Origin of the sequence: Aquimarina spongiae (assembly GCF_900141785.1) — a bacterium.
Taxonomy (GTDB): domain Bacteria; phylum Bacteroidota; class Bacteroidia; order Flavobacteriales; family Flavobacteriaceae; genus Aquimarina; species Aquimarina spongiae.
On sequence record NZ_FQYP01000006.1, the window covers coordinates 133807 to 157509 of the forward strand.

Below are 23703 nucleotides of genomic sequence, written 5' to 3' on the forward strand. Positions count from 1 at the left end.
AATGCACTATGATTTTTGATATGAAACAAGTAACAAATACAATTGTAATGATTCGTCCTGTACAGTTTAGGATGAATGAGCAAACTGCGGTAAATAATTATTATCAAGAAGATGCAGGAGTAGCCAAAGAAGATGCAAACTCGAGAGCTCAACAAGAATTTGATGGGTTTGTAGGTAGATTGAAAGAAGTAGGAGTTCGTGTAATTGTAATTGATGATGATCCTAAGAATGATACTCCGGATTCTATTTTTCCTAATAACTGGGTGTCCTTTCATGAAAATGGAGACATCGGTTTATATCCAATGTTTGCGGTAAACAGAAGAAGAGAACGAAGACCAGAGATCCTTGACGAAATTGAAGCTTCAGGATTCGAAATAAAAAATGTAGTAGACTACACCAGTGCCGAAGAAGAAGAGGTTTTTCTTGAAGGTACAGGAAGCTTGGTTTTGGATCGCGTAAACAGAAAAGCGTATTGCGCACTCTCTCCCAGAGCCGATGAAAGCTTGTTTATCGAGTTTTGTGAAGATTTTGAGTACACACCAGTAGTTTTTACAGCTTATCAAACTGTAGATGGAAAGAGACTGCCTATCTATCACACCAATGTAATGATGGGAGTAGGAGAGACCTTTGCAGTGGTATGTCTGGATTGTATTGATGATAAAAAGGAACGAAAAAACCTGATTGATCATCTAAAAGAAACAGGTAAAGAAATTATAGCAATCACAGAAGAGCAGGTTAATAATTTTGCGGGCAATATGCTTCAAGTTGTAGGTTCCAACGAGAAACGTTATCTTGTAATGTCATCTGCGGCGTATAATAGTCTAACCGAATCTCAAATCGAGAGTATCAAAAAACATTGCGAAATTCTTCATAGTGATTTGAATATGATCGAAACTCTAGGAGGAGGAAGTGCAAGATGCATGATGGCAGAGGTGTTTCTACCTGCCAAATGATAAAAATATGCTTTCAAAGAAAACAAAATACGGATTAAAAGCGCTTACCTATATCGCTAGGAAGAAATGTGATCATCCTGTGCAAATTTCAGAGATCGCTCAAAGTGAAAATATTTCTCAAAAGTTTTTAGAAAGTATATTGTTAACTCTTAGGAAGAATGGATTTTTGGGGTCCAAAAAAGGAAAAGGTGGAGGCTATTATTTGATCAAAGAACCAAAAGAAATCATAATGGCCTCTATTATTAGAGTTTTGGAAGGGCCTATCGCAATGTTACCTTGTGTAAGTCTTAACTTTTATGAAAAGTGTGATGATTGCCCAGATGAAGATGCTTGTGCGGTACACAGTCTTATGATAGAAGTGAGAGATAATACCCTAAAAGTTTTAGAAAACAAAACCTTAGAAGATTATACCAAATAGGAGGTTATTTGTCGGTTATTCTTTTGTATTTGAAAGGACCTTTTATTTTTCCCCATACTTGTTTTCCTTCTGTATTATACCCTCTGTTCCAAATAGATATCTTATCCCGACTTACTACAAAATCAGAAGTAATATAATCTACATGTTTGATACTACTAGAACAGGTTTTTTTATTGGTTTTTCCAGAATATATGGTAGAAGTGTTTTTAACAAAATAAACTTGACATCCTTCTCTAACTTCCAGACTGTCCAAGGTTAATTTATTCAGAAGCTTAGCATGTTTCCAGCTTGAGTTGTAATCTTTGGCATTTAAGATTTTATAACTCGTGCTTTGAAATCGCAAGGAGTCTACTCGCTCGTAGTGTAAGATCCGTTGGCCGTAAACTCTATTTTCGTCTTTAGCATCGAAAAGTTCACTGTATACCCAGTGTCCAGGACGTTCTTTCCATATTTTAATATTCACCAATCTAAGAAACGGATAACTAGAATCATCTTGAGTTTGTTCTTCGTTAGAAAACTCTCCTACCATCAATGATACCAGATCATTTAATTCTGGGTCACTAACCGCTTTGGAGCTACATCCAAAGGTCAAAATTAGTGAACAAAGAAGAAGGAGAATTTGCTTCATGCAGTTTTTGATAAATATATGAAAAAAACTAAGAAAAATGCAATTAATCGATAAAATCATGCATTTTATCCTAATAATTTAAGGGTTAGATGCTATTTTACGAATCATTCCACCAAAAATAAAGTAGTGAAAAGGAATCATAAGATACCAGTACAAACGCCCCCATATTCCTTTGGGTCTAAATGTGGCTGTTTGATGCAAAACATTGTTTTGGTCGATATCAAATTCTAACCAAGCTTCACCCGGGACTCTCATTTCGGCAAATAATAATAATCGCTTGTTTTTTTTGTCGGCAACCAGAACACGCCAAAAATCCAATGCATCTCCAGAAAATATATCATCAGGATGTGTTCTTCCTCTGCGTAAACCAACTCCACCAAAGAATTTATCGATATGTCCTCGTATTTTCCACATCCAATTTCCGTAATACCAACCAGTTTCGCCACCAATAGCCCAAATACGTTCTAAGGTATTTTCAATATTGGTCAACTCTATTTTTTTGATGTCTTTAAAACATCCTCTTTTAGGAACCCTAACATATTTCTGAATACTACGATTAAAACGACCACTGATCATAGAATCTTTCCAGCTAGAAACCACCTGGTTCTGTTCGATTTTAATAAATGCAAGTTCTAAAGCTTTTTCATAAGTCATGGGATGAATATCCAAGAGCTCATTCAAACGCTTATCGTTGGCAATAACTGGGATTTTCATGCTATCCACCAGATTCAATGCAAGCTTAAATGAGGTCGAAGTCACAAAATATAGCCAGTATGAAGATAGCCTTGGGGTCATCACGGGGAGGGTGAATATAAAGAGTTTAATTCCTCTTACTCTAGCATACCGATATAACATTTCTTTATAAGTGAGAATATCAGGACCACTGATGTCGAATGATTGATTGTAACACTTTTCATTAAGTAACACTCCAGTCATAAATTTCAGGACATCTCTAATCGCAATAGGTTGGGTTTTGGTGTTTACCCATTTAGGAGTCACCATAATCGGCAGCTTTTCGCATAAGTCTCTAATAATTTCAAATGAGGAGCTTCCTGACCCTACGATGATTCCTGATCGTAATACGGTTAAGTTATAATTCCCCTTATATAAGGTCTCTTCAACATTTTTACGAGACCATAAATGTCTTGATAAGTTTTTTTCATTAACAATCCCACTAAGATAGATGACCTGTTTAATATCGGTATCAGCAAGATAGGTGTTGAAATTTTTTGCAGAGATTTCCTCTTTGGTATCAAAATCCTTGGTCGAGGAGCTCATAGAATGTATTAGATAATACGCTACATCTATGTTTTTTGGTAATTTAGAAGGTTCTGGAGTCTTTAAAAAGTCAATTTCAACAATTTCGATTTTCTTTTTGGTTTCTTGATCAATGGCCAACCTGTTTTTATCCCTCACGCAACATATCACATCATGTCCAGCATCTAATAAAAGAGGCAACAATCGCATACCAATGTATCCATTAGTACCTGTAAGAAGAATTCGCATTTTTTTCTGATTAAGTTACAAAGAATTTGAATGAGATAAAATTTATATCATGAAGTTGTCTCAACTTTTTTGGAAAAGTAAAACGCCCAAACCTATGCTTGGGCGTTTTAGATGACCACATAAAGAGTTTCTTAAGTATTAATGAAAATAACAACCTTTTAGTAAAAGTGAATCGGTATATCCTCCTCCTTTTATTGTATTTAATTTCTTTTTGTCTAAAGAGGTAATCACTTTTTTGTCAAATTTTAGTTTTTTAGGTTTTAATTGTTTCATTTTGTGTGTGTATATTTTTGCCTACTCTATTAATGGATTTTCGGTTTACTCCAAACAAGACGTATTACGTCCGACCTCTACTAAGTTAGATCTAGCATTTATACACCACAAATAGTTGTCCCTCATATTTATAAATTTGGGGAAGGGTAATTGTTTGATTTTGTGTGCTTCATGATCGTCATATGGTCTTAGGTTTTGTGAAAAAGACGGTTATTCTAATTTCAAAAAGAATATGGAGAAAGTGGGATGTGCTCGTTAAGTTTTCAGAATAAAATATGTATGGTTACACGATGTTTCTTTTTATTGCGTAACGGATGAAATACAGTGTGAAATCGAATAGTGTACCTTTATAATTTCTCTTATCTTTGCAGCCTAATTTTTAGACGATGAGCTTACAACATGTCATTTCCGAAAGGGTAAAAGGAGGTATACAAACACTATTTGATGCACAACTTGAAACAGTAGAGTTACAAGCTACCAGAAAAGAGTTTGAAGGCGATATTACTGTAGTGGTGTTTCCTATGCTTAGAGTAGTAAAAGGAAATCCTGTGCAAATCGGTGAAGCTTTGGGTAAGTTTTTGAAAGAAAATGTAGATGAAGTAGATGATTTTAACGTGGTAAAGGGATTTCTGAATCTTGTAATTTCCGATCAGTACTATCTTTCATTTTTTAATACGATTAAAGATGAAAATCAGTATGGCTTTCAAACACCTTCGAATGAGGAAAGATCGGTTATGGTAGAGTATTCGTCTCCTAATACCAATAAGCCACTCCATTTGGGGCATATTCGAAATATACTTCTAGGATATTCGGTATCGCAAATTATTAAAGCTAGCGGTAAAAAAGTGTACAAGACCCAAATCATTAATGATAGGGGGATTCATATTTGTAAATCGATGTTGGCCTGGAAGAAATTTGGGAATGATGAAACACCGAAATCTTCGGGACTTAAAGGGGATAAATTGGTAGGGAATTATTATGTAAAGTTTGATCAAGAGTATAAAAAACAAATCGCAGCTTTAATTGAACAGGGGACACCTGAAGAAGAAGCGAAAAAAGAAGCACCATTTTTAAAAGAAGCACAAGAAATGCTTCGCAAATGGGAAGCCGGAGATCCAGAAGTGGTGGAGCTATGGAAAACGATGAATGGATGGGTGTATGATGGATTTGATCAAACCTATAAAGCATTAGGAGTAGATTTCGATAGTTATTACTATGAAAGTAATACCTATTTACTGGGAAAGGATAATATCGAAGAAGGTTTGGCTAATGGAGTATTCTTTAAAAAGGAAGATGGATCTGTATGGTGTGATCTTACTGAAGAAGGACTGGACGAAAAATTGGTTTTACGAAGCGACGGTACGGCAGTGTATATGACTCAGGATATTGGTACTGCGATTCAAAGAGCTAAGGATAAACCGGATGTTGGAGGTATGATATATACCGTAGGGAATGAGCAGGATTACCATTTTAAAGTGTTGTTCCTGATTCTTAAAAAGCTGGGCTATGATTGGGCAGAAAATTTGCACCATCTTAGTTATGGAATGGTGGATCTACCTAGCGGAAAAATGAAAAGTAGAGAAGGAACAGTAGTAGATGCAGACGACCTGATCTATGAGATGGCACAAACAGCCGAAGAAATTTCTGAAGATCTGGGTAAACTTGACGGTTACACAGAAGAAGAAAAGAAACAAGTCTATAACACTATCGGATTAGGGGCATTAAAATATTATATTCTGAAAGTGGATCCTAAAAAACGAATTCTTTTTAATCCAGAAGAATCTGTAGATTTCCAAGGAAATACTGGGCCATTTATTCAATATACATACGCTAGAATACAAGCAATTTTACGTAAGGCCGATTTTGAGTTTGATCCGAAAATTACTGGAGTAATTATTCATGAAAAAGAGAAGGAGGTCCTGAAACAGCTTGAGCTATTTCCAGGGGTGATTCAAACCGCAGCCAACGAGCTAAGTCCGGCATTAATTGCTAACTACACCTATGATCTGGTGAAAAGTTATAACTCATTCTTTCAGAATGTATCCATCTTTGGAGCGGATCTAGAACAAGAGAAAAGATTTAGAGTACAACTCTCCAGTGTGGTAGGTAACGTGATTAAATTGTCTTTTGGGCTTTTGGGGATCAATGTGCCGGAAAGAATGTAATTGTTGTTAATAACTTCTTAAATATTGTATTATTTTGATTTTCAGTAGAGTTATTGTGCAATATATCGACTTTTTTACCGTTTTATCAGTTTTATCCAATTAAAAAAGCGTGCAAATCCTTGCAAAAACGCCTTGTTTTTTTATTTTAGAGTTATGAAATTCCAAATATCCAGGGCTACAGACACGGATTTATCGCTGATGCAACGCTTGTTCTATCAGACGGTCACTTCTTATGGGTCCTTGATATTTACCAAGGACGAAATAAAAATTTATTCTCGATTAGCAACCAATAAGGAATATTGGCATAAAAAATTTAGAGAAGATTTTATCTACAATGCCAAGTTAAATGGTGAAATTATTGGTTCTTTTTGTATGGACAAAAAAGGAAATATAGAATATATTTTTGTACATATGAATTACCATGGTCAAGGAATAGCTAAAGCTATGTTTAGAACAATAGAAGAAGTTGCTCGACAGCAAAATATTGATACGCTTACTACGCAAATCAGTATACTTACCAAAGGTTTTTTTCAAAAACATGGTTTTGAGATGATCAAAAATTCCGTAAAAGTTGTGGGAGGCGAAGAAGTGGTTACCTACACCGCGGTTAGACATCTCAAAAATTAATTCGTAATACTGCATTGGGGGTGAATCCCAACCCTAATTGTTGAACTTCCTCTACATTTCCACTATCATTTACTCTGTAGTAATTATTGACCACATTTTCCCGACTGGTAAGATTCCATAAAGAGAGACCAGCAGTTCCTTTGATACTCTTGGTTAAATTAAAGATGTAAGTTGCAGAAGCGTCCCATCTAAAATAATCTTGTAGGGTATCGCTATTTGGAGCTTGATAGTTGATGTTTCCGTTTGCCAAAATTTGATTTTCTAATACAGGTCTTGTGGTAGGTCTTCCGCTGTGCCAGTTGATACCTGTTGAAAGTTTTAAACTGTTTATCGAGTAAGCTACAGCAAAGTTGATGTTATGCCTAATATCAATGTTGTTTGGGAAGTCACGAGGAAAGAGTTGATTAAATGTATAATCATTTTTGGCATAAGAGTAGCTCAACCATGTGCTCAGGTTTTTAAAACGCTTATTGATCAAAAAATCTACACCTCGGGTAGTATAACTCCCATGATCCGGAACAAATTCAAATTGGTTTTGAAACCCTTGACTTTTTGATAAGATTCCTAATACATTTTTGTAAAAGGTATCAATATTGATTAGCCAATTGTTATGCGTATAGGTTATTCCCAAAGAAACCTGTTCACTTTCAATAATAGGAATATCTTCTTCATTTGATAGCACCCAATTTCGGTTTTCTACGCCCAAAAAATTATTTTGTGATTCGATAACTTGAGAAGTGACCTGACTTTTTAGTTCCCCAAGTACTTCTACTGTAAAATGATCGAGAAATTTATGAGTGACACTCAACCGGGGTTCCAATAAGGTCCGGTCTAATTTTCCATAATGATTAAGCCGTGCCCCAGCTGTGATATGGGTATTGTTGTTCGGGGAATCGTAATTAATTTCAGAATACAAACTATTCGTTCTGATCACTTCTTTTGTAAAATCTCTGAAGGTAGGGTTGTTTACATCTCTTAAATTTGAAATACCAGTTTCATTAAATTGATACCCGTTAAACCAATGTAAATTGGGATGTATTTTGAACGATCCATTTATTTTAACACCACTCTCTAATACCTCATTCTCCTGTAAAAGCCTCTGGTTATTGATAATGTCAGAATTAATAGCTTCAAGGTTGTAATTAGTGCCATACAATATCAGTTCGGTGTTGAAGGCATCACTCCAGTTTCTTTGGTAAGACAAGCCTCCAGCAGTGTTATTTTGTTTAAGACTACTTGCTCTTGCTTCATTCGTACTATTTACAATGGCATTTTCCTGAAACATAAGATCATTACGGATAAGCAATGCATTTATTTTGATCAGATCCTTTGGGCTGAACTGGTACAACCAACGTAAGCTAGTGTCATAAAAAGAGAACTCATCATTGGTATTAGAAATTTCATTGGTATTTTCAACGACTTCCGAATCTTGAAATGACTTGTCAAAAAATTGACGATAAGTAGGCGTTTCCAGGACTTCACTAATAGACTTCCGAACAGAGAGCTGAATAGAGGATTTTTTACCCAATCTAAGATCAGTATATCCATCGATACTGGTCATATTTACACCAAAACTTGTAGTATTTTGTTGAGCTACCTCATTATCAGTACTCATGGCAATAACACTTGACACCCCATCTCCGTAACGTGCACTGGTGCCATTTTTGAGTAATTCTACGTTTTTGGTTAAATAAGGATTAAAAGCGGATATTAGCCCAAAGAAGTGTCCAGACTGATACATCTTTATACCATCCCAGAGTATTAGATTTTGATCATTGGTTCCACCTCTTACATTAATGTCAGAAACGGTTTCTTCTGTACTTAAGATACCAGGTAACGCTTGGATGGTTTGTAAAAGATCTGGTTCGATTAATCCGGGGAGGATTCCAAAATCATCATAATCAATGCGTATAGATCCATCGTTTTTTTTACCAATTCCCTTAATTAGATAATCATTTAAAATAATTTCATTCAGGTATTGCACTTCCCGTGTCATCATAATTTCTTTACAGGGCTGTTCAACAAGATCCTTGGCAGGCAATTGAAGCGGAGTATATCCCAAAAACTGAATGTTGATGAGCTGATTGAGATCAGATAGCTCAATAGAAAAAGACCCGTTTTGATCCGTGACACTAGTTTTGTTTTGGCTTTGGATGGTTGCGTTTGTAATGACCGTATTTTCAGAAGCTGAAATGAGTACCCCACAAATAGTAAACAAACGTGCACTTATAGTAATCGTAGTAGGATCGAGATACTTAAAATTAAGCAAGGTTTGTTTTTGTATGTAGGTAACAGCTGCTTTTAGGTCAAGATCTTTGTTGGGAGCTTTAACCGTAATGCTTTCCAGGTCATTGTCAACATAAGAGAAACTACAACCAAATTGTTTTTGTAATTCGTTTAACACGGAAATTAAAGGCAATGCATCCTCTTCAGACTGCGCAAAGGACTGAAAACAATTTAAGAAAAGAATAAAAAGTACAACTGTGATTTTGGTTCTGATCACTGTTTATACAGGGTTACTAGGTTTTCGTTAATTTCATATTTCAAACCCATTGGTATCGTAATAGACTCCAATGCCATTTGAATATCTGAATGTACAAAATTACCAGTAAAAAGTAAGTGTTGATCAATGTTTTTTGAAGAGATGACTACATCATATTGCCTTTCAAGTTCTCCTAGTACTAGATAATAAGGTTTACTCTTAAAAATGCTTTTATTTTCTATCCACGAGGGGGTGGTATCTTGGGTATTGATTTCATTGATTTTTTTAGAAAGTAACTCAATACCTTTTCCCGGAGGTAATCGGTAAGTATTTTGTTGGTAAGATACACTTACCAGACCTTCATAGCAAATTACTTCAAAATACCCCTCACGTTGATTTACATTGAATTCTGTACCTAATACAGTAACGACACCAAGAGGTGTGTGAACATCGAACTTTTTTCCTTTAGCAACTTTAAAATAAGCTTCACCCTCAAGATGTACCTCTCGATTGTTTTCCCAACCCTTTTTATTATACACGATTTCAGATAAAGCATTGAGTTGTACCTTGGTTTGGTCAGGAAGTTCAAAATTTACCTTTTGTCCAGCTAAGGTATTGACCTGGGTATCTTGATTGGCAAAAAAGAAATACACTCCTAGACCCAATACGAATACAGCGGCGATCCTAAGTAGAATGCCCAAATAGGATTTGTTTTTGGAAACTGTGCGTTGCGAAATGTGTTGTTGTATTTCGTTTAATTCTTCGGTTACGTCATAAGACGGAGGAAGAATTTTTTTACTAGTATCAGAAATTTTGATGTAAGAATCATAGGCGTCTAATTTCTTAAACGCCTTTAATTCTTCATCGGTCAGCGCATTATCTAACCATTTTCTAATAAGATCTTTCTCTTTCATAACAAAGTTCCTATATATATATAACACCTTAAAGTCGAAAATTCCTACCTTATTTTTCAAATTCCTTCAATTTCTTTTCTTAATTTTTCTAATGCCCCATAAATTCTCTTTTCTACGGCTTTTCTTGAAATGCCTAAAAGCGCTGCAATTTCTTTGTGCTTTTTCCCTTCAACCCTATTTAAAAGAAATGCAACACGCTGAGGTTCTGTAAGGTTCGCAAGGGCTTTTTGATACTTTTGTAAATACTCTTTTTCCTCCAAAATGAATTCTGGAGATTGATTAGTATAATTTTTATGGTCTTCTTGTTGAAACTTTAGTTTTACCTTATCGTGTTTAAGCTGATTTAAGGATAAATTGTTAGCAATTGTGAACAGAAAACTTTTTGTTTTTTGCAGGGGAACTTTTTTACAATTATCCCAAAGTTTAATAAATGCCTCTTGAACCTTGTCTCGGGGGCTGATATGCTCTCCATACTTGTAATAAATGAAATTATGTAATTCTTGAGCATGTTTCTTGAAAAGTTCAGCAAACAACTTTTCTTCGCAAACATTGTCATAGAGGTTCTTAGACATTACTATATTTTTTGTTAAAATTATAAAAAATACTATTTACCAGTAGGAATTTTCGCGGTTTAATTGTTATTATACAAATAGTTGTTGGAAAAAGTAAAAAGAATGAAGACTAGGATATTAATTTTCTGTTTGGCTGCGATAATGAGCTTAGTAGGGTGTCAAAATGAAGAAAGAGAAATTATCGATCCTACAATTGACGACGTGATTCCCAGAAATTCGCAATTAGCAAGTTTAATTAAAAATGTAGTGACTCATGATGGTTCTTTTGATAATATAGTAGACAAAGGACATTGTTTTAGTATTAAATTACCTTATACAATCTTAAGAAATCAGGAGGAATTTTTAATTGATGAGGTAAACGATTATCAATTGTTTCAAGATACGGATAACATACAGATTCAATTCCCTGTAGTAATTACACTATTTAATTATCAAGAAACCGAAGTTGAAAATCAAGCCCAGCTTGACGCGCTAGGAAATGCTTGTTTGTCGAACGATCCTGATATCGAGTGTATAGATTTTACTTACCCTATTCGAATATCTACTTTTGACAGCCGAACAAACCAATTAGAGACGCTAGAATTATTTCATGATTCAGAAATGTTTGAATTCATGGATCAGACAGACGAAACGGTTTCGATGAGTATTAACTACCCCATAGATTTGTTGTTACACGATGGGCAAAATTCGCAAGCCCAACATAATACGGCTCTATTGAATGCTATTCTCGAAGTAGCAACTGCCTGCGATGAGAACGATTTATAAGTAAAGAAGATAAGTAGAAAAGCCGCTATTGTAGCGGCTTTTTTTGTTTAACATTTTAGTTTAAAACGTTAAACAAAAAGTTAAATAAATGCTAAAACCCCAATACCAGGGTTAGAGTTTTCAGGATTGAGTTGTTTAATCATCAAACAATAAATTTAAACACCATGAAAATGAAAAATTTCCTCAAAACAGTTTTGATAGCATTTTTAACCATTACTGTTTTTTCGTGTTCGGATGATGATGATACTACCTTTCCCCCTTCATCAACAACGATTGCGGATTTTGTAGCGGCAAACGCAGATTATAGTTCTTTGCTTGCAGCATTAGAAAAAGCTGAACTAGTACAAACTTTATCCGAAGAAGGAAGTTTTACTGTTTTCGCTCCAAACAACGCAGCATTCGATGCACTGCTTACGAGTCTGGGAGTAACACTAGATGATCTCTCAAAAGATGATTTAACACCAATCTTATTAAATCACGTTTTAGGATCAAGACTCACTTCTACACAATTGACTACTGGATATTCTGATAACCTGGCAGGTTTTAGTACCTATGTAAATACGTCAAGTGGGGTACAAATCAATGGAATCTCCACAGTAACACAGGCTGATATCGAGCAATCTAACGGAGTGATCCATGCTGTAGATGCTGTAATTACACTACCCACGGTGACTACTTTTGCAGTTGCAGACCCTAACTTTGATACATTACAAGCAGCACTTACAGATCTTACTCCAGATACGGATTATGCAACTGTGTTAAGTACAGCAAACGGAACTGACCCGGCTCCATTCACAGTATTTGCACCCACAAACGATGCATTTACGGATCTTTTGGATAGATTCAATATCGAGATAGCAGACCTTACAGCTGCTCAATTAGAGATAGTATTAAATTATCACGTAATTGCAGGAGCTAATGTTTTGGCAGCAGATCTACCTGGTATTCCTGATGGAGTAACTCCAGCTACTTTACAAGGGGAAACACTAACATTAAATCTAGAAGGCGGAGCATTTTTACGTGATAAAACAGGAGTGGATTCTGAAATTATTGCTACAGATGTAAAGGCCACCAATGGTGTGATTCATGCTATTGATAAAGTGCTTTTACCTAACGCCGCATTAGATGCTTTAGGAAGAAGTTTTACAGCTGTAGCCTTTAATGGAGGAGAAGCAAGTGATTTTTCTTCTTTGTATGCTGCTCTTCGTATTACAGGTCTGAATGACGCTTTGGATAGCGCAACAATGCGTACTGTATTCGCACCCACTAATACGGCATTCGATGCTTTGTTGGATGGTGCTAGTCTGGAAGACTTACCGGTAGCAACAGTAACACAAATATTATTGAACCATGTGATAGATGGAAAGTTATTATCCACTGATTTGTCTACAAGCTATGCAAATACATTAGCGACATTTGGGGATACTATGAACAATTTGAGCATCTATATCAATACTAGTAGTGGAGTAGTGCTTAATGGCGGGATGGCTAATGGAGGAGCAACAGTAGCAACACCTAATGTAGAAACCCGTAACGGAGTAATTCATGTGGTGGATGCAGTAATAGGGTTGCCAACTGTGGTAACATTTGCGGTTGCAGATTCTAATTTCTCTACTTTGGTTTCTGCACTTACCGACCTTACACCGGCGACTGATTTTGTAAGTGTGTTAAGCACAGCAAACGGAACAGACCCAGCACCATTTACAGTATTCGCGCCTACTAATGATGCATTTTCTGCAATAACAATCCCAGGAGAATCAGAACTTACTCCAATACTTCAATATCATGTAGTTGCAGGAGCAAATGTTAGAGCAGCAGATTTATCAGATGGTCAAGTAGTTACTACTTTAGAAACAGGAACTTTTACCGTAAATGTTGGTAGTAGTGTAACTATAACTGATGAAAATAGTAGAGTTACCAATGTTGTTGTAACCGATGTTCAGGCAGTAAATGGAGTTATCCATGTTGTAGACCAAGTATTATTACCAATGATGTAATTCAATATATATCCAGGCTCGAGAGAGCCTGGATATTTCTTTCACATATTTCACACTTCTTAATTTCTAACTCTTAAAATTAAAATTGCTATGAAAAAACTAACCAGTAGGTTATGCATGTCGATCTTTTGCATAATTGTATCGAGTATGTTTGTGGCTTGTCAAAATGATGACGAAGTCCAAAACGAACCAGAACTTATTGAATTCGAAGAGTCAAAAATTATCAGTTTTGATGCAATCGAAGAAATGACAAAAACGCTTCTTGATGGTGAATTAACAGTCAAGGACGAAGGCAAAACGTTTGGAATCAGTAGAGAAAAAAGAGTATATGATTTTTCTGCTGAAGTATTACAGGGAGCAGGATCTGGAACACAGCTTTCAGGAGAACTTTCGTTAAACTTTACTTTTTATCATGCCAGTTTTACCATTGTAAGAGGTAATCTCGAATTGCCAGATGGTACCAAAGCAAGGGCAAGGGGAGCCATTATAAGTGATGGGATTTTCTATATTATAATTGATCCGCCAGGAAGAGATTTAATTTTTGGTATCGGTAGAGTACAAGATAACGGAAATGTTGATGGAAGTTTTAAATTCTTTACCCGAGGAGGTTTAGGAAGAGGATTGTGGACTGCAGAGTTACTAGAAACTACTAGACCAAATAAAACTATAGTCGAACTTATCGTTGAAGATGGAAGATTTACCTCTTTGGTCGGAGCATTACAAGCAGCAGATTTGGTGGAACCATTGTCAGGAGAAGGACCTTTTACAGTTTTTGCTCCTACCGATGAAGCTTTTGAAGCTTTGGAAGAAATTCCACCATTAGAAACGTTAACACAAATATTATTATATCATGTTGCAAGCGGGAGGTTAAATACCGCAGAATTGTTAGCCCAAGAGTTGACGGAAACACTACAAGGAGAAGATGTAAAAGTAAGCTTAAATGAGAATAATGAGATTGTTATCAATGATACGGTAAAATTACTCTCAGCAAATATTGGCGGTTCAAATGGTATCATACAAGTTATTGATGCTGTGTTGATCCCACCTTCTTTTGAAACGCAACAAAGTATTGTAGAAATTGCAGTTGCCACTCCAGAGTTATCTACTTTGGTAGGTGCTTTACAGGCTGCAGATTTGGTAGATACATTGAATGGAGATGGTCCTTTTACCGTGTTTGCACCAACCAATAATGCTTTTGCTGCGTTGTCTGAAATACCATCTGGAGATGCATTGACCGAAGTGTTACTATACCATGTAGCTTCTGGAAAACTAACCGCAGAAGAATTGATTGAAGGTCAAACAGTAACTACCATACAGGGAGAAGAAGTAACCATTGCTATGAATGATGATGGTAAAGTAATTTTGAATGATACCATCGAAGTGTTGATGGCAGATATCGAGGCTTCCAATGGTATTGTGCATGTAATTAATGGAGTCTTGTTACCTCCAGCAGAATTACAAAGTATTGTAGAGATTGCTGTAGCTACACCAGAATTATCTACACTGGTGGGTGCGCTACAAGCGGCAGATTTGGTGGATACGCTTAATGGAGATGGTCCCTTTACCGTGTTCGCGCCAACAAATGATGCGTTTGCAGCTTTATCCGAGGTCCCATCTGGAGATGCATTGACCGAGGTATTATTGTATCACGTTGCTTCCGGAAAATTAACTGCAGAGGATTTATTGACCGGTCAAACAGTAACTACCATTCAAGGAGAAGAAGTAACCATTGCTATGAATGATGATGGTAAAGTAATTTTGAATGATACTATCGAAGTATTGATGGCGGATGTCGAAGCATCTAATGGAATAGTTCATGTAATTACTGGAGTTCTGTTACCCCCCGCAGAACTACAAAGTATCGTAGAGATTGCAATCAGTACCCCTGAGCTTTCTACCCTGGTAGGAGCATTACAGGCAGCAGATTTGGTTGATGCACTTAGCGCAGAAGGACCTTTCACAGTGTTTGCACCAACCAATGCTGCCTTCGATGCATTGAGCGCAATTCCTTCTGGAGACGCACTAAGAGAGGTGTTGATATATCATGTAGCATCAGGGAAATTAACTGCAGATGAACTACTTGCCGGCCAAACAGTAACTACATTACAAGGAGATGAAGTTACTATCGAGATGGTAAATGACGAAGTAGTATTAAATGGAAACATAAGAGTAGCCATGGCCAATATTGAGGCATCCAATGGTATTATTCATGTTATTGAGGGAGTTTTGATTCCTTCAGCTCACTAATAAGTGTTAATTTAGGTTTAGCCACCTTATAATTAATTTTCCAAAAAAAAGCCATCGAAAGAAATCAATTTATCGATTTCTTTTGGTGGCTTTTTGTATTATTTCTGAAATAGAAAACATTTTGATATAGAATTCTCAAATTATCCAAAATGATTATAATTCTGCATTTCCTTTCTTTTATTAATACACTACAAATGTGTAAATTTGCAGCTATCTATCGATAAAGGTAGTATTGCAAAACAGAGAATTTTATGTTTGATAATTTAAGTGATAAGTTAGATAAGGCCTTACATATTCTTAAAGGTCATGGTCAGATTACAGAAATAAATGTAGCCGAAACCCTAAAAGAAGTACGAAGAGCCTTAGTTGATGCGGATGTAAACTATAAGATAGCCAAGGATTTTACTGCAAGAGTAAAAGAAAAAGCAATAGGAGAGAACGTATTAAAAAGTCTTAAGCCAGGTCAGTTAATGGTGAAACTGGTAAAAGACGAACTTACCGAGTTAATGGGAGGTGACGCTGCAGGGATTAATTTGTCTGACTCGCCATCGATCATTTTAATGTCTGGATTACAAGGGTCGGGTAAGACAACATTCTCTGGAAAACTTGCGAATTATTTAAAAAATAAAAAAACCAAGAAACCTCTTTTGGTCGCCTGTGATGTATACAGACCTGCAGCGATTGATCAGCTGCATGTAGTAGGGGAGCAGATCAATGTTGAGGTATTTAGTGATAGAGGAAATAACGATCCTGTAGCAATTGCTAAAGCCGGTGTGGCTCATGCAAAAGCAAATGGAAACAATGTTGTAATTATAGATACGGCGGGTCGTTTGGCGGTTGATGAAGCCATGATGACCGAGATCGAGAATATACATAAAGCTATTTCTCCTAGTGAAACACTGTTTGTGGTAGATTCGATGACTGGTCAGGATGCGGTAAATACTGCGAAAGCATTTAACGATGTTTTGAATTTTGATGGTGTAATTCTTACCAAGTTAGATGGTGATACTCGAGGTGGAGCCGCAATTTCTATTAAATCTGTGGTTAATAAACCAATCAAGTTTATAGGTACCGGAGAGAAAATGGAAGCTATTGATGTTTTCTACCCTTCGCGTATGGCAGATCGAATCCTTGGGATGGGAGATGTAGTATCGCTGGTAGAACGTGCGCAAGAGCAGTTTGATGAAGAAGAAGCTAGAAAATTACAGAAGAAAATAGCAAAAAATCAATTCGGTTTTGATGATTTCTTGAAGCAAATCCAGCAAATCAAGAAAATGGGTAATATGAAAGATTTAGTGGGGATGATACCCGGAGCCGGGAAAATGATGAAAAATATGGATATCGATGATGATGCTTTCAAACATATTGAAGCGATTATTCATTCTATGACTCCTGCAGAGCGTGCAAAGCCACAAATTATTAATGCCAGCAGAAAAAAACGTATTGGTAAAGGATCAGGAACCTCGATTCAACAGGTAAATCAGTTACTGAAGCAGTTTGATCAAATGAGCAAAATGATGAAGATGATGCAAGGTGGAGGTGGCAAACGTATGATGCAGATGATGGGTAAAATGAGATAAATTAAAACACAACATAAACTATTTAAGCACATTATAGGGGGATGGAATTATTAGACGGAAAAAAAGTTAGCAACGATATTAAAGACGAAATTGCTGTCGAGGTTCAAAAAATGAAGGACAGAGGAGAGAAAGTTCCTCATTTGGCGGCAGTATTAGTAGGTAACGACGGCGCCAGTTTAACGTATGTAGGTAGTAAAGTAAAAGCCTGCGAGCGTGTAGGTTTTGAATCTACTTTGGTAAAAATGCCTAGTACAACTAGTGAGATTGAGTTGTTGACTAAAATCAAAGAGTTGAATGAGGACGATAATATTGATGGATTTATCGTGCAATTACCGCTTCCTCCACAAATTGATACGCAAAAAGTCTTATTAGCAGTAGATCCTGACAAGGATGTTGATGGTTTTCACCCAATGAACTTTGGTAAGATGGCATTGGATATGTCTACTTTTATACCAGCAACGCCTTTTGGGATTTTAGAATTGCTAGAGCGTTATGATGTAGATACCAAAGGAAAGCACACTGTGGTTATCGGTAGAAGTCATATTGTTGGGCGGCCTATGAGTATCTTGATGGGTAGAAAAGGATGGCCAGGGAATTCTACCGTTACTCTAACACATAGTCATACCAAAAATATTACACAGATTATATCTCAAGCTGATATTGTGATCTCTGCTTTAGGAGTTCCTAATTTTTTAAAAGCTGAAATGGTGAAGGATGATGCAGTAATTATTGATGTGGGTATTACTCGTGTTACTGACGAAACTAGACCAAAAGGATATAAGATCGTAGGAGATGTTGACTTTGAAAACGTAAGTAAAAAAGCATCCCATATTACTCCTGTTCCTGGTGGAGTAGGGCCGATGACTATAGCAATGTTATTGAAAAATACTCTGTTAGCAAGAGAAAGGCATCATAACAACAAGAAATAAACTTATTTCTTTTAAACGATAAAAAAAATGCTCGTTATCTGAACAGATAACGAGCATTTTTTTATTCTATAATTTCTGTTATTCTATAAGGTTATTAGGTTTAACAGAAACAACCAAAAAGTTAGATCTGTATTAGATCTAACTTTTTGTTACATTTATATTTTGGTGATATTCTGTTTAAATAATGTTTTCTTATTGATTAAATTTATCAGCACTAATGCTCTCGTCTCCAGAACCACCGGTACTATATCCTCCGCTTCCACTTGGTAGAAGATCTAGAGATAAGTTATATGATGGAACATTGATTCCTTTGGTCGTTTTTACCGTTTGGAAATCTAAGATTTGCTTACTTTCTTCGTAAAGAGCATTCTTAGTAAATGTTCCGTATTTCTTACCATCAATCACTTTCTCTTTCCATTCTCTACCGTAAGCTATTTTCAACTTATACTCACCTTCTGGAATATTTCTGATAAATTGAGTAGTGTTGGTGTTAATGTAAGTTACACGTACCAATTGATCATCACTAGGTGTTTTACCTAATTTGTAAAGCTTGATAACAACTTCTGTGTTCTTACCTACTTTAATTTTTAGGTAGTTATCTAATTTGTAGTCAAACTTTCCTTTAAAGTTGAAAGACTTCGGAGTGGCTCCTGATTTATATGTCTTTTTCTCCCAGCTAGAATATTTATCCTCTCTGGTTACTTCTATGTTAGCTGCTTTAGGAGAAGAGCTATTGCTGCTTGCTCCATAAGATGGTGTTGCTGATTCTATTGGGTTAGAAGCAACGTCATCGATTCCTTTTGCTGCTCTTGCTCTAGCTGCTTTCAAGGCTGCTTCTGTTTCCGAAGCGTCTTGACGAGCTTTTCTGGCGGCTTCGTCTTTTGCGGTTTGTGCTGCTTCAGCCTGGGCGATTGCTGCTGCTGCTTCAGCTTCTGCTAACTCTCTAGCTCTTTTAGCTTCCAAAGCTGCTTTTCTTGCTGCTTCTTCTGCCGCTCTTCTTGCTGCTTCTGCTTGAGCAATTGCTGCTGCTGCTGCTGCCTTAGCAGCTTCTCTTTGTGCTGCTGCTTTTGCTGCTGCTGCTTCCGCGTCTGCAATACGACTGTCTTCTGTTAAATATTTGGTAACAACGAATCCGTTGATCTTCTTATACTGAATCGCACTCCATTCACCATAATTTGAACTCATTACGTAAACTTGAGTTCCTTGGGCAATTTCACCGATAGTATTAAAATTTAGACCTGGACCACTATGTACTGTCAACTTAGTACTAGTCATCATGTACTGCTCTGCTTGCGAATACGCAGAAGAGAAAGTCATCACCAAAAGTAGAATAAATGTAAAAATAGATTTCATATCTCTTGTTTTAAGTAGATTGGGTTATAATATTTAACTATAAATTAATTTTTTCATCATAATTTCTAAACAAAATGTTAGAATTTACCATCAAAATTTGCTTTTCAAAAAGGGTGCCAAAAATAATTTTGATCTTATTTCTTCCAGAAACTAACTTGACATAAGTACTGAAATTTCCCGCTTTTTAAAGAACTAATTTTATCATTAAGTATTTGTTTTCTAGTGTTTTATAAAAGATTTACTTTAGTAAAACTTCAATATTTATGATTAAAATACTGATAAGAAAACCCTTAAATCAGAATCAAAAGTAAGGTTTTAATATGAAAAACACAACATCTTTTGATTTTATTTCTACAAAAATATCAATTTTTTTTCATTGAATTGTGTTATTCAACGAATATTTTATGTATTACACCGGATTTATTTGATAGTTTAAATCGGGTTTGTCGGTTTTGGTTTTATGGCGATGTAAGACAACTTTTACTAATGTTTAAAAGGTTTTCGGAGTGAAATACGAAGATGTTTTATTTTAACATATTTTAACATCAGGAATTCAGATTGTTTAATGCTTGTCTTTAATAAGATGAGGGAATTTTGATTGAAATTTTAACAATCTTGGTATCGAAACATTTCTGATGTATGGATTGTTGGGGTTTCTCTTTTCATAATCTTGGTGATAATCTTCTCCTATCCAGAACTTTTGGAAAGGAAGAATTTCGGCAGCAATGCTTCTATTTAATTTTTTAGCTAATGCGGATTTCTTTTCTTCAACGATTTTTTTCTGTTCCTCATTTTGATAAAAGATGATAGATCTGTATTGTGATCCATGATCTGGTCCTTGTCCATTTATCTGAGTAGGGTTTTGAGATCCGAAATAAATGTCCACAAGTGTTTCAAATGAAATGACTTCAGGATTGTAGTAAATCTCTACAGCTTCAGCGTGTCCTGTACGTCCAGTGTTGCTGGCTGCATAGGTTGGATTGTCTGTGTGTCCGCCAGAATATCCCGAAATGGATTCCTTAACTCCTTTTACACTTTCATACACTGCTTCAACACACCAAAAGCATCCGCTTGCAAAATATGCCCTTTCGTATCCGTCAACAGCTTCAGTTTGCACCGGGGGTAAGTTTTTGAGTGACTCTTGTTTAGGGTTTGCTGTTTGGCTATTGCTTTGACAACTTGTGAATAAAAAAAGAATGCCAATAATAAGGTAGTGTGTGTTTTTCATAATTCATACATATTTATTACTTGGTCCTCAATAGATATGAAAACTTTCAAGAGCTTTGAGCAAAAGTACATTTTTGCGTAGTGGATAATTCTTAAAATAGGTTTAAAATAAAAATGACTACCCAGATGGATAGTCATTTTGTCAATGATATATAAAATGAATTAGCCGTTCATTGATATTAAAAATTCGTCGTTGTTTCGAGTTTGTTTGAAACGTTCGTTAATGAATTCCATCGCCTCTACAGGATTCATATCTGCAAGGTACTTTCTCATGATCCACATACGCTGGATAGTGGCATCATCTAGCAATAAATCATCTCTTCTTGTGCTACTAGAGATCAAATCAATTGCCGGGAATATACGCTTGTTGGCAATGCGTCTGTCTAATTGCAGTTCCATATTACCAGTTCCTTTGAATTCCTCAAAGATTACTTCGTCCATTTTTGAGCCTGTTTCAGTAAGGGCAGTAGCGATGATAGAAAGAGATCCTCCTCCTTCAATATTACGTGCCGCTCCAAAGAAACGTTTTGGTTTGTGTAGTGCATTTGCATCAACACCACCACTCAATATTTTTCCACTGGCTGGTTGTACGGTGTTATATGCTCTTGCCAGACGTGTTATAGAATCCAAAAGTATAACTACATCATGACCGCATTCTACAAGGCGCTTAGCTTTTTCCAGAACAATATTAGCTACTTTTACATGCTCATTAGCTTCTTTGTCAAAAGTAGAAGCAATCACTTCACCTTTTACATTACGCTGCATATCTGTAACTTCTTCCGGTCTTTCGTCTATAAGCAGAATCATTTGGTATACCTCAGGATGATTTGCGGCAATAGCGTTAGCAACATCCTTAAGTAGCATTGTTTTACCCGTTTTAGGTTGTGATACAATCATACCACGTTGTCCTTTTCCGATAGGAGCGAATAGATCCATAATTCTTGTAGAAATAGTACTTTGTTTTTCTGCAAGTTTGAATTTTTCCTGTGGAAATAATGGAGTAAGGTGTTCAAAAGAAACGCGATCTCTTACTACTTGAGGGTCTAGGCCATTAATTTTGTTAACCTTAATAAGGGGGAAGTACTTTTCTCCTTCTTTAGGAGGTCTTACTTGCCCTAATACGGTATCTCCAGTTTTAAGACCAAAAAGTCGTATTTGTGATTGAGATACATAAATATCGTCCGGAGAAGATAGGTAATTGTAGTCGCTGGATCTTAAGAATCCATAACCATCTTGCATAATGTCTAAAACACCTTCACTTTCGATAATAGCATCAAATTCGTAATCAGGTTCCTTATAACGATTTCTGTTATCACGGTTCCCGTTATTGTCTCTATTATTGTTGTTATTATTGTCTTTTTTATTTCCTCTGCCTTTTTGATTAGACTTTTCTGTATTTTTATTTCTGTTGTCTTTTTTGTCGTCCTTTTTTGGTTGAGGAGTATTTTCTTCTTTTGTTTCTTTTTTTGGATTGTTGTTTTCCTCAGAAACTTTAGGAGATGAGGTGGTGGTGTTAGTATTGTTGTTTGCCTGTTCATTCTTGCCGTCATTGGCAGTAGTGTTTGTTCCCTCCGGTTTTCTCGTTCGTGGTCTTCTTTGTCTTTGGGGAGCAGGCTTTTTTTGTGCTTTCTCACCAGTAGTAGCTTTTGGCTCCTTTGCTGTTGTTTCTTTTAAGGCGTCAGGATTTGCAGCCTGATGATCCAAAATTTGATATACCAGATCTAATTTCTTCAAAGAACGGTATTTGGGTACATTAAGGCTTTTTGCAATTTCCTGCAATTCAGGAAGCTTCTTCGCTTTTAATTCTGAAATTTCTAACATTTAAATGTGTTATATAATTTACGTTTGATATAAATTTTCTTAGGTATAAATTTCTAAAGAAGAATTCTATGAAAATTTTATTTTGAAGGTAAGTAACCTTGATTGAACGGGTTACAGATTTTGTGCTGCAAGTATACGACTTTATTTTTAATTTTTAAGCTTATTTATAAAAAGAAACTCTTATTTTTGCTTTCCCGTAAGAAAAAGTTGTAATGCTACAAAGAATTCAAACAATATACCTGTTATTAGCTGCCATAGTATGTGGTGGTTTAAGTATGATGTTTCCTTATGGATTCGATCAACAAGGAGTAGAATTATTTGTAAAACAACAGCCTCTATTAATAGGTTTGTGTTTTGGATCTGCAGCCTTGTCTTTGGGTAGTATTTTTTTGTTTAAAAATAGAAAGCTTCAATTTGTGTTGGGGCGTATCAATATCTTATTAAACTTTATTTTACTAGGAGTATTTGTTTATTGGTCTCTAACTATATCTGGAGAAACTGTAGTTTCTGAGAAAGGTATTGGGATGCTGATTCCTATTATTTCTATCGTTTTATTAGTGTTGGCGAACAAAGCCATTAAAAAGGATGAAGATCTTGTAAAATCTGTTGATCGATTACGATAAACCTAACATCTTAGTAGTATTAGTGCGTTAAAACCCGGAGTATGCCAACTTCGGGTTTTATTTTTTTCCGAGTTCTACAACTTCAAGGTTTTCTATTGCTCCATTATGAACTGTGAAACGAAGCATGGTTCTAACTTTGTGAAAACCATGTTTCCCAGCTGCGCCTGGATTCATATGTAATAATCCATTTTTAGGATCAGGGATTACTTTAAGAATATGAGAGTGACCACAGATAAAAAGCTTGGGCGGGTTGTTTTGGATTTCATCTCTGGTTTGCGGATTGTATTTTGGAGGGTACCCACCGATATGTGTGATCCAAACTGAGACTCCTTCACAAACAAAACGCTGATGTAGCGGGAAGGTTGCTCTTGCTTTACTGTCGTCTATGTTACCATATACCCCTCTTAGTGTAGTAAGTGCTTCAATAGCGTCGGTAACTTTTAGGTCTCCAATGTCGCCTGCATGCCAAACTTCATCAGCTTCTTTTGCATAATGTAGGATTCGCTCATCGATATAGCTGTGGGTGTCGCTTAATAAAAGAATTTTTTTCAAAATAGTAGAATTAAATAGGGAATCAAGAAGTGCGATAAATCTCTATTTTTAGAGTTATATTTGCTTCCGAT

General features: G+C 36.0%; 20 protein-coding genes. 10 read left to right on the top strand and 10 right to left on the bottom strand.

Features of this window, described 5'->3' with window-relative positions:
- Nucleotides 1-20 precede the first annotated feature (20 nt).
- Nucleotides 21-953: a citrulline utilization hydrolase CtlX gene (gene ctlX / locus BUE24_RS14335; protein ID WP_073317617.1), complete on the top strand. Its 933-nt coding sequence runs from the start codon at nucleotides 21-23 to the stop codon at nucleotides 951-953.
- Between the two features lie 7 nt (nucleotides 954-960).
- The gene (locus BUE24_RS14340) at nucleotides 961-1371 is read left to right on the top strand and encodes an RrF2 family transcriptional regulator (protein ID WP_073316900.1); all 411 of its coding nucleotides are present in this window, start codon (nucleotides 961-963) and stop codon (nucleotides 1369-1371) included.
- 4 nt (nucleotides 1372-1375) lie between these two features.
- On the opposite strand, the gene BUE24_RS14345 is transcribed toward BUE24_RS14340, so the two are convergent.
- The 3 genes from BUE24_RS14345 to BUE24_RS24390 form a co-directional block, all read right to left on the bottom strand.
- Nucleotides 1376-1999, bottom strand: coding sequence for a chromophore lyase CpcT/CpeT (locus tag BUE24_RS14345; protein WP_073316909.1), 624 nt, complete (start codon nucleotides 1997-1999; stop codon nucleotides 1376-1378).
- 78 nt (nucleotides 2000-2077) lie between these two features.
- Nucleotides 2078-3505, bottom strand: a complete 1428-nt coding sequence (locus BUE24_RS14350) for an SDR family oxidoreductase (RefSeq protein ID WP_073316910.1) — start codon at nucleotides 3503-3505, stop codon at nucleotides 2078-2080.
- Nucleotides 3506-3643: 138 nt separating this feature from the next.
- Nucleotides 3644-3778, bottom strand: coding sequence for a hypothetical protein (locus BUE24_RS24390; protein ID WP_280174035.1), 135 nt, complete (start codon nucleotides 3776-3778; stop codon nucleotides 3644-3646).
- Between the two features lie 386 nt (nucleotides 3779-4164).
- Between BUE24_RS24390 and argS the strand changes: the two genes are divergently transcribed.
- Both argS and BUE24_RS14360 read left to right on the top strand, forming a co-directional pair.
- Nucleotides 4165-5943 (top strand): arginine--tRNA ligase, encoded by a 1779-nt coding sequence (gene argS / locus BUE24_RS14355; protein ID WP_073316911.1) that lies wholly within the window; start codon nucleotides 4165-4167, stop codon nucleotides 5941-5943.
- A 153-nt stretch (nucleotides 5944-6096) separates the two neighbouring features.
- Entirely contained in the window at nucleotides 6097-6570 is a 474-nt protein-coding gene (locus tag BUE24_RS14360) for a GNAT family N-acetyltransferase (RefSeq protein ID WP_073316912.1), read from the top strand.
- Here BUE24_RS14360 and BUE24_RS14365 read toward each other — a convergent pair.
- The 3 genes from BUE24_RS14365 to BUE24_RS14375 are packed head-to-tail and all read right to left on the bottom strand — an operon-like array spanning nucleotide 6560 to nucleotide 10538.
- The gene (locus tag BUE24_RS14365; protein WP_084549559.1) at nucleotides 6560-9073 is read right to left on the bottom strand and encodes a TonB-dependent receptor plug domain-containing protein; all 2514 of its coding nucleotides are present in this window, start codon (nucleotides 9071-9073) and stop codon (nucleotides 6560-6562) included. The two genes, BUE24_RS14360 and BUE24_RS14365, sit on opposite strands and share 11 nt — an antisense overlap.
- Nucleotides 9070-9966, bottom strand: a complete 897-nt coding sequence (locus BUE24_RS14370) for a FecR family protein (protein WP_073317622.1) — start codon at nucleotides 9964-9966, stop codon at nucleotides 9070-9072. Before BUE24_RS14370 ends, BUE24_RS14365 begins: the two co-directional genes overlap by 4 nt.
- Nucleotides 9967-10022: 56 nt before the next feature.
- On the bottom strand, nucleotides 10023-10538 hold the full coding sequence (locus BUE24_RS14375) for an RNA polymerase sigma factor (protein WP_073316913.1): 516 nt from the start codon (nucleotides 10536-10538) through the stop codon (nucleotides 10023-10025).
- A gap of 102 nt (nucleotides 10539-10640) precedes the next feature.
- Between BUE24_RS14375 and BUE24_RS14380 the strand changes: the two genes are divergently transcribed.
- The 5 genes from BUE24_RS14380 to BUE24_RS14400 all read left to right on the top strand — a co-directional run bounded on the left by BUE24_RS14380 (nucleotide 10641) and on the right by BUE24_RS14400 (nucleotide 18056).
- Entirely contained in the window at nucleotides 10641-11303 is a 663-nt protein-coding gene (locus BUE24_RS14380) for a hypothetical protein (RefSeq protein WP_073316914.1), read from the top strand.
- A gap of 170 nt (nucleotides 11304-11473) precedes the next feature.
- Nucleotides 11474-13300 (top strand): fasciclin domain-containing protein, encoded by a 1827-nt coding sequence (locus BUE24_RS14385; RefSeq protein WP_073317624.1) that lies wholly within the window; start codon nucleotides 11474-11476, stop codon nucleotides 13298-13300.
- 90 nt (nucleotides 13301-13390) lie between these two features.
- Nucleotides 13391-15547 (top strand): fasciclin domain-containing protein, encoded by a 2157-nt coding sequence (locus BUE24_RS14390; RefSeq protein WP_139242006.1) that lies wholly within the window; start codon nucleotides 13391-13393, stop codon nucleotides 15545-15547.
- A 251-nt stretch (nucleotides 15548-15798) separates the two neighbouring features.
- Nucleotides 15799-17127, top strand: coding sequence for a signal recognition particle protein (gene ffh / locus BUE24_RS14395; protein WP_073316924.1), 1329 nt, complete (start codon nucleotides 15799-15801; stop codon nucleotides 17125-17127).
- A gap of 41 nt (nucleotides 17128-17168) precedes the next feature.
- Nucleotides 17169-18056 carry a bifunctional 5,10-methylenetetrahydrofolate dehydrogenase/5,10-methenyltetrahydrofolate cyclohydrolase gene (locus BUE24_RS14400; RefSeq protein WP_073316925.1) on the top strand — a complete coding sequence of 296 codons (888 nt, stop codon included), beginning with the start codon at nucleotides 17169-17171 and terminating at the stop codon, nucleotides 18054-18056.
- 192 nt (nucleotides 18057-18248) lie between these two features.
- Here BUE24_RS14400 and BUE24_RS14405 read toward each other — a convergent pair whose 3' ends face one another.
- From BUE24_RS14405 to rho, 3 genes are all read right to left on the bottom strand, one after another.
- Nucleotides 18249-19409: an SH3 domain-containing protein gene (locus tag BUE24_RS14405; RefSeq protein WP_073316926.1), complete on the bottom strand. Its 1161-nt coding sequence runs from the start codon at nucleotides 19407-19409 to the stop codon at nucleotides 18249-18251.
- A gap of 562 nt (nucleotides 19410-19971) precedes the next feature.
- Entirely contained in the window at nucleotides 19972-20637 is a 666-nt protein-coding gene (msrA, locus tag BUE24_RS14410) for a peptide-methionine (S)-S-oxide reductase MsrA (protein WP_073316927.1), read from the bottom strand.
- Between the two features lie 161 nt (nucleotides 20638-20798).
- A complete protein-coding gene (gene rho, locus BUE24_RS14415; protein WP_073316928.1) occupies nucleotides 20799-22457 on the bottom strand; it encodes a transcription termination factor Rho in 1659 nt (552 codons plus the stop codon).
- Nucleotides 22458-22669: 212 nt separating this feature from the next.
- Between rho and BUE24_RS14420 the strand changes: the two genes are divergently transcribed.
- Nucleotides 22670-23080, top strand: coding sequence for a DUF4293 domain-containing protein (locus BUE24_RS14420; RefSeq protein ID WP_073316929.1), 411 nt, complete (start codon nucleotides 22670-22672; stop codon nucleotides 23078-23080).
- A 57-nt stretch (nucleotides 23081-23137) separates the two neighbouring features.
- Here BUE24_RS14420 and BUE24_RS14425 read toward each other — a convergent pair whose 3' ends face one another.
- Nucleotides 23138-23632 carry a metallophosphoesterase family protein gene (locus BUE24_RS14425; RefSeq protein WP_073316930.1) on the bottom strand — a complete coding sequence of 165 codons (495 nt, stop codon included), beginning with the start codon at nucleotides 23630-23632 and terminating at the stop codon, nucleotides 23138-23140.
- Nucleotides 23633-23703: the final 71 nt, after the last annotated feature.

Coding starts and splice junctions, on each gene's coding strand:
- BUE24_RS14375 (WP_073316913.1), bottom strand. CDS start 10,538: ATGTCTAAGAACCTCTATGACAATGTTTGCGAAGAAAAGTTGTTTGCT.
- BUE24_RS14420 (WP_073316929.1), top strand. CDS start 22,670: ATGCTACAAAGAATTCAAACAATATACCTGTTATTAGCTGCCATAGTA.
- BUE24_RS14360 (WP_073316912.1), top strand. CDS start 6,097: ATGAAATTCCAAATATCCAGGGCTACAGACACGGATTTATCGCTGATG.
- msrA (WP_073316927.1), bottom strand. CDS start 20,637: ATGAAAAACACACACTACCTTATTATTGGCATTCTTTTTTTATTCACA.
- BUE24_RS24390 (WP_280174035.1), bottom strand. CDS start 3,778: ATGAAACAATTAAAACCTAAAAAACTAAAATTTGACAAAAAAGTGATT.
- rho (WP_073316928.1), bottom strand. CDS start 22,457: ATGTTAGAAATTTCAGAATTAAAAGCGAAGAAGCTTCCTGAATTGCAG.
- BUE24_RS14400 (WP_073316925.1), top strand. CDS start 17,169: ATGGAATTATTAGACGGAAAAAAAGTTAGCAACGATATTAAAGACGAA.
- BUE24_RS14345 (WP_073316909.1), bottom strand. CDS start 1,999: ATGAAGCAAATTCTCCTTCTTCTTTGTTCACTAATTTTGACCTTTGGA.
- ffh (WP_073316924.1), top strand. CDS start 15,799: ATGTTTGATAATTTAAGTGATAAGTTAGATAAGGCCTTACATATTCTT.
- BUE24_RS14385 (WP_073317624.1), top strand. CDS start 11,474: ATGAAAAATTTCCTCAAAACAGTTTTGATAGCATTTTTAACCATTACT.
- BUE24_RS14390 (WP_139242006.1), top strand. CDS start 13,391: ATGAAAAAACTAACCAGTAGGTTATGCATGTCGATCTTTTGCATAATT.
- BUE24_RS14340 (WP_073316900.1), top strand. CDS start 961: ATGCTTTCAAAGAAAACAAAATACGGATTAAAAGCGCTTACCTATATC.
- BUE24_RS14370 (WP_073317622.1), bottom strand. CDS start 9,966: ATGAAAGAGAAAGATCTTATTAGAAAATGGTTAGATAATGCGCTGACC.
- argS (WP_073316911.1), top strand. CDS start 4,165: ATGAGCTTACAACATGTCATTTCCGAAAGGGTAAAAGGAGGTATACAA.
- BUE24_RS14380 (WP_073316914.1), top strand. CDS start 10,641: ATGAAGACTAGGATATTAATTTTCTGTTTGGCTGCGATAATGAGCTTA.
- BUE24_RS14405 (WP_073316926.1), bottom strand. CDS start 19,409: ATGAAATCTATTTTTACATTTATTCTACTTTTGGTGATGACTTTCTCT.
- ctlX (WP_073317617.1), top strand. CDS start 21: ATGAAACAAGTAACAAATACAATTGTAATGATTCGTCCTGTACAGTTT.
- BUE24_RS14350 (WP_073316910.1), bottom strand. CDS start 3,505: ATGCGAATTCTTCTTACAGGTACTAATGGATACATTGGTATGCGATTG.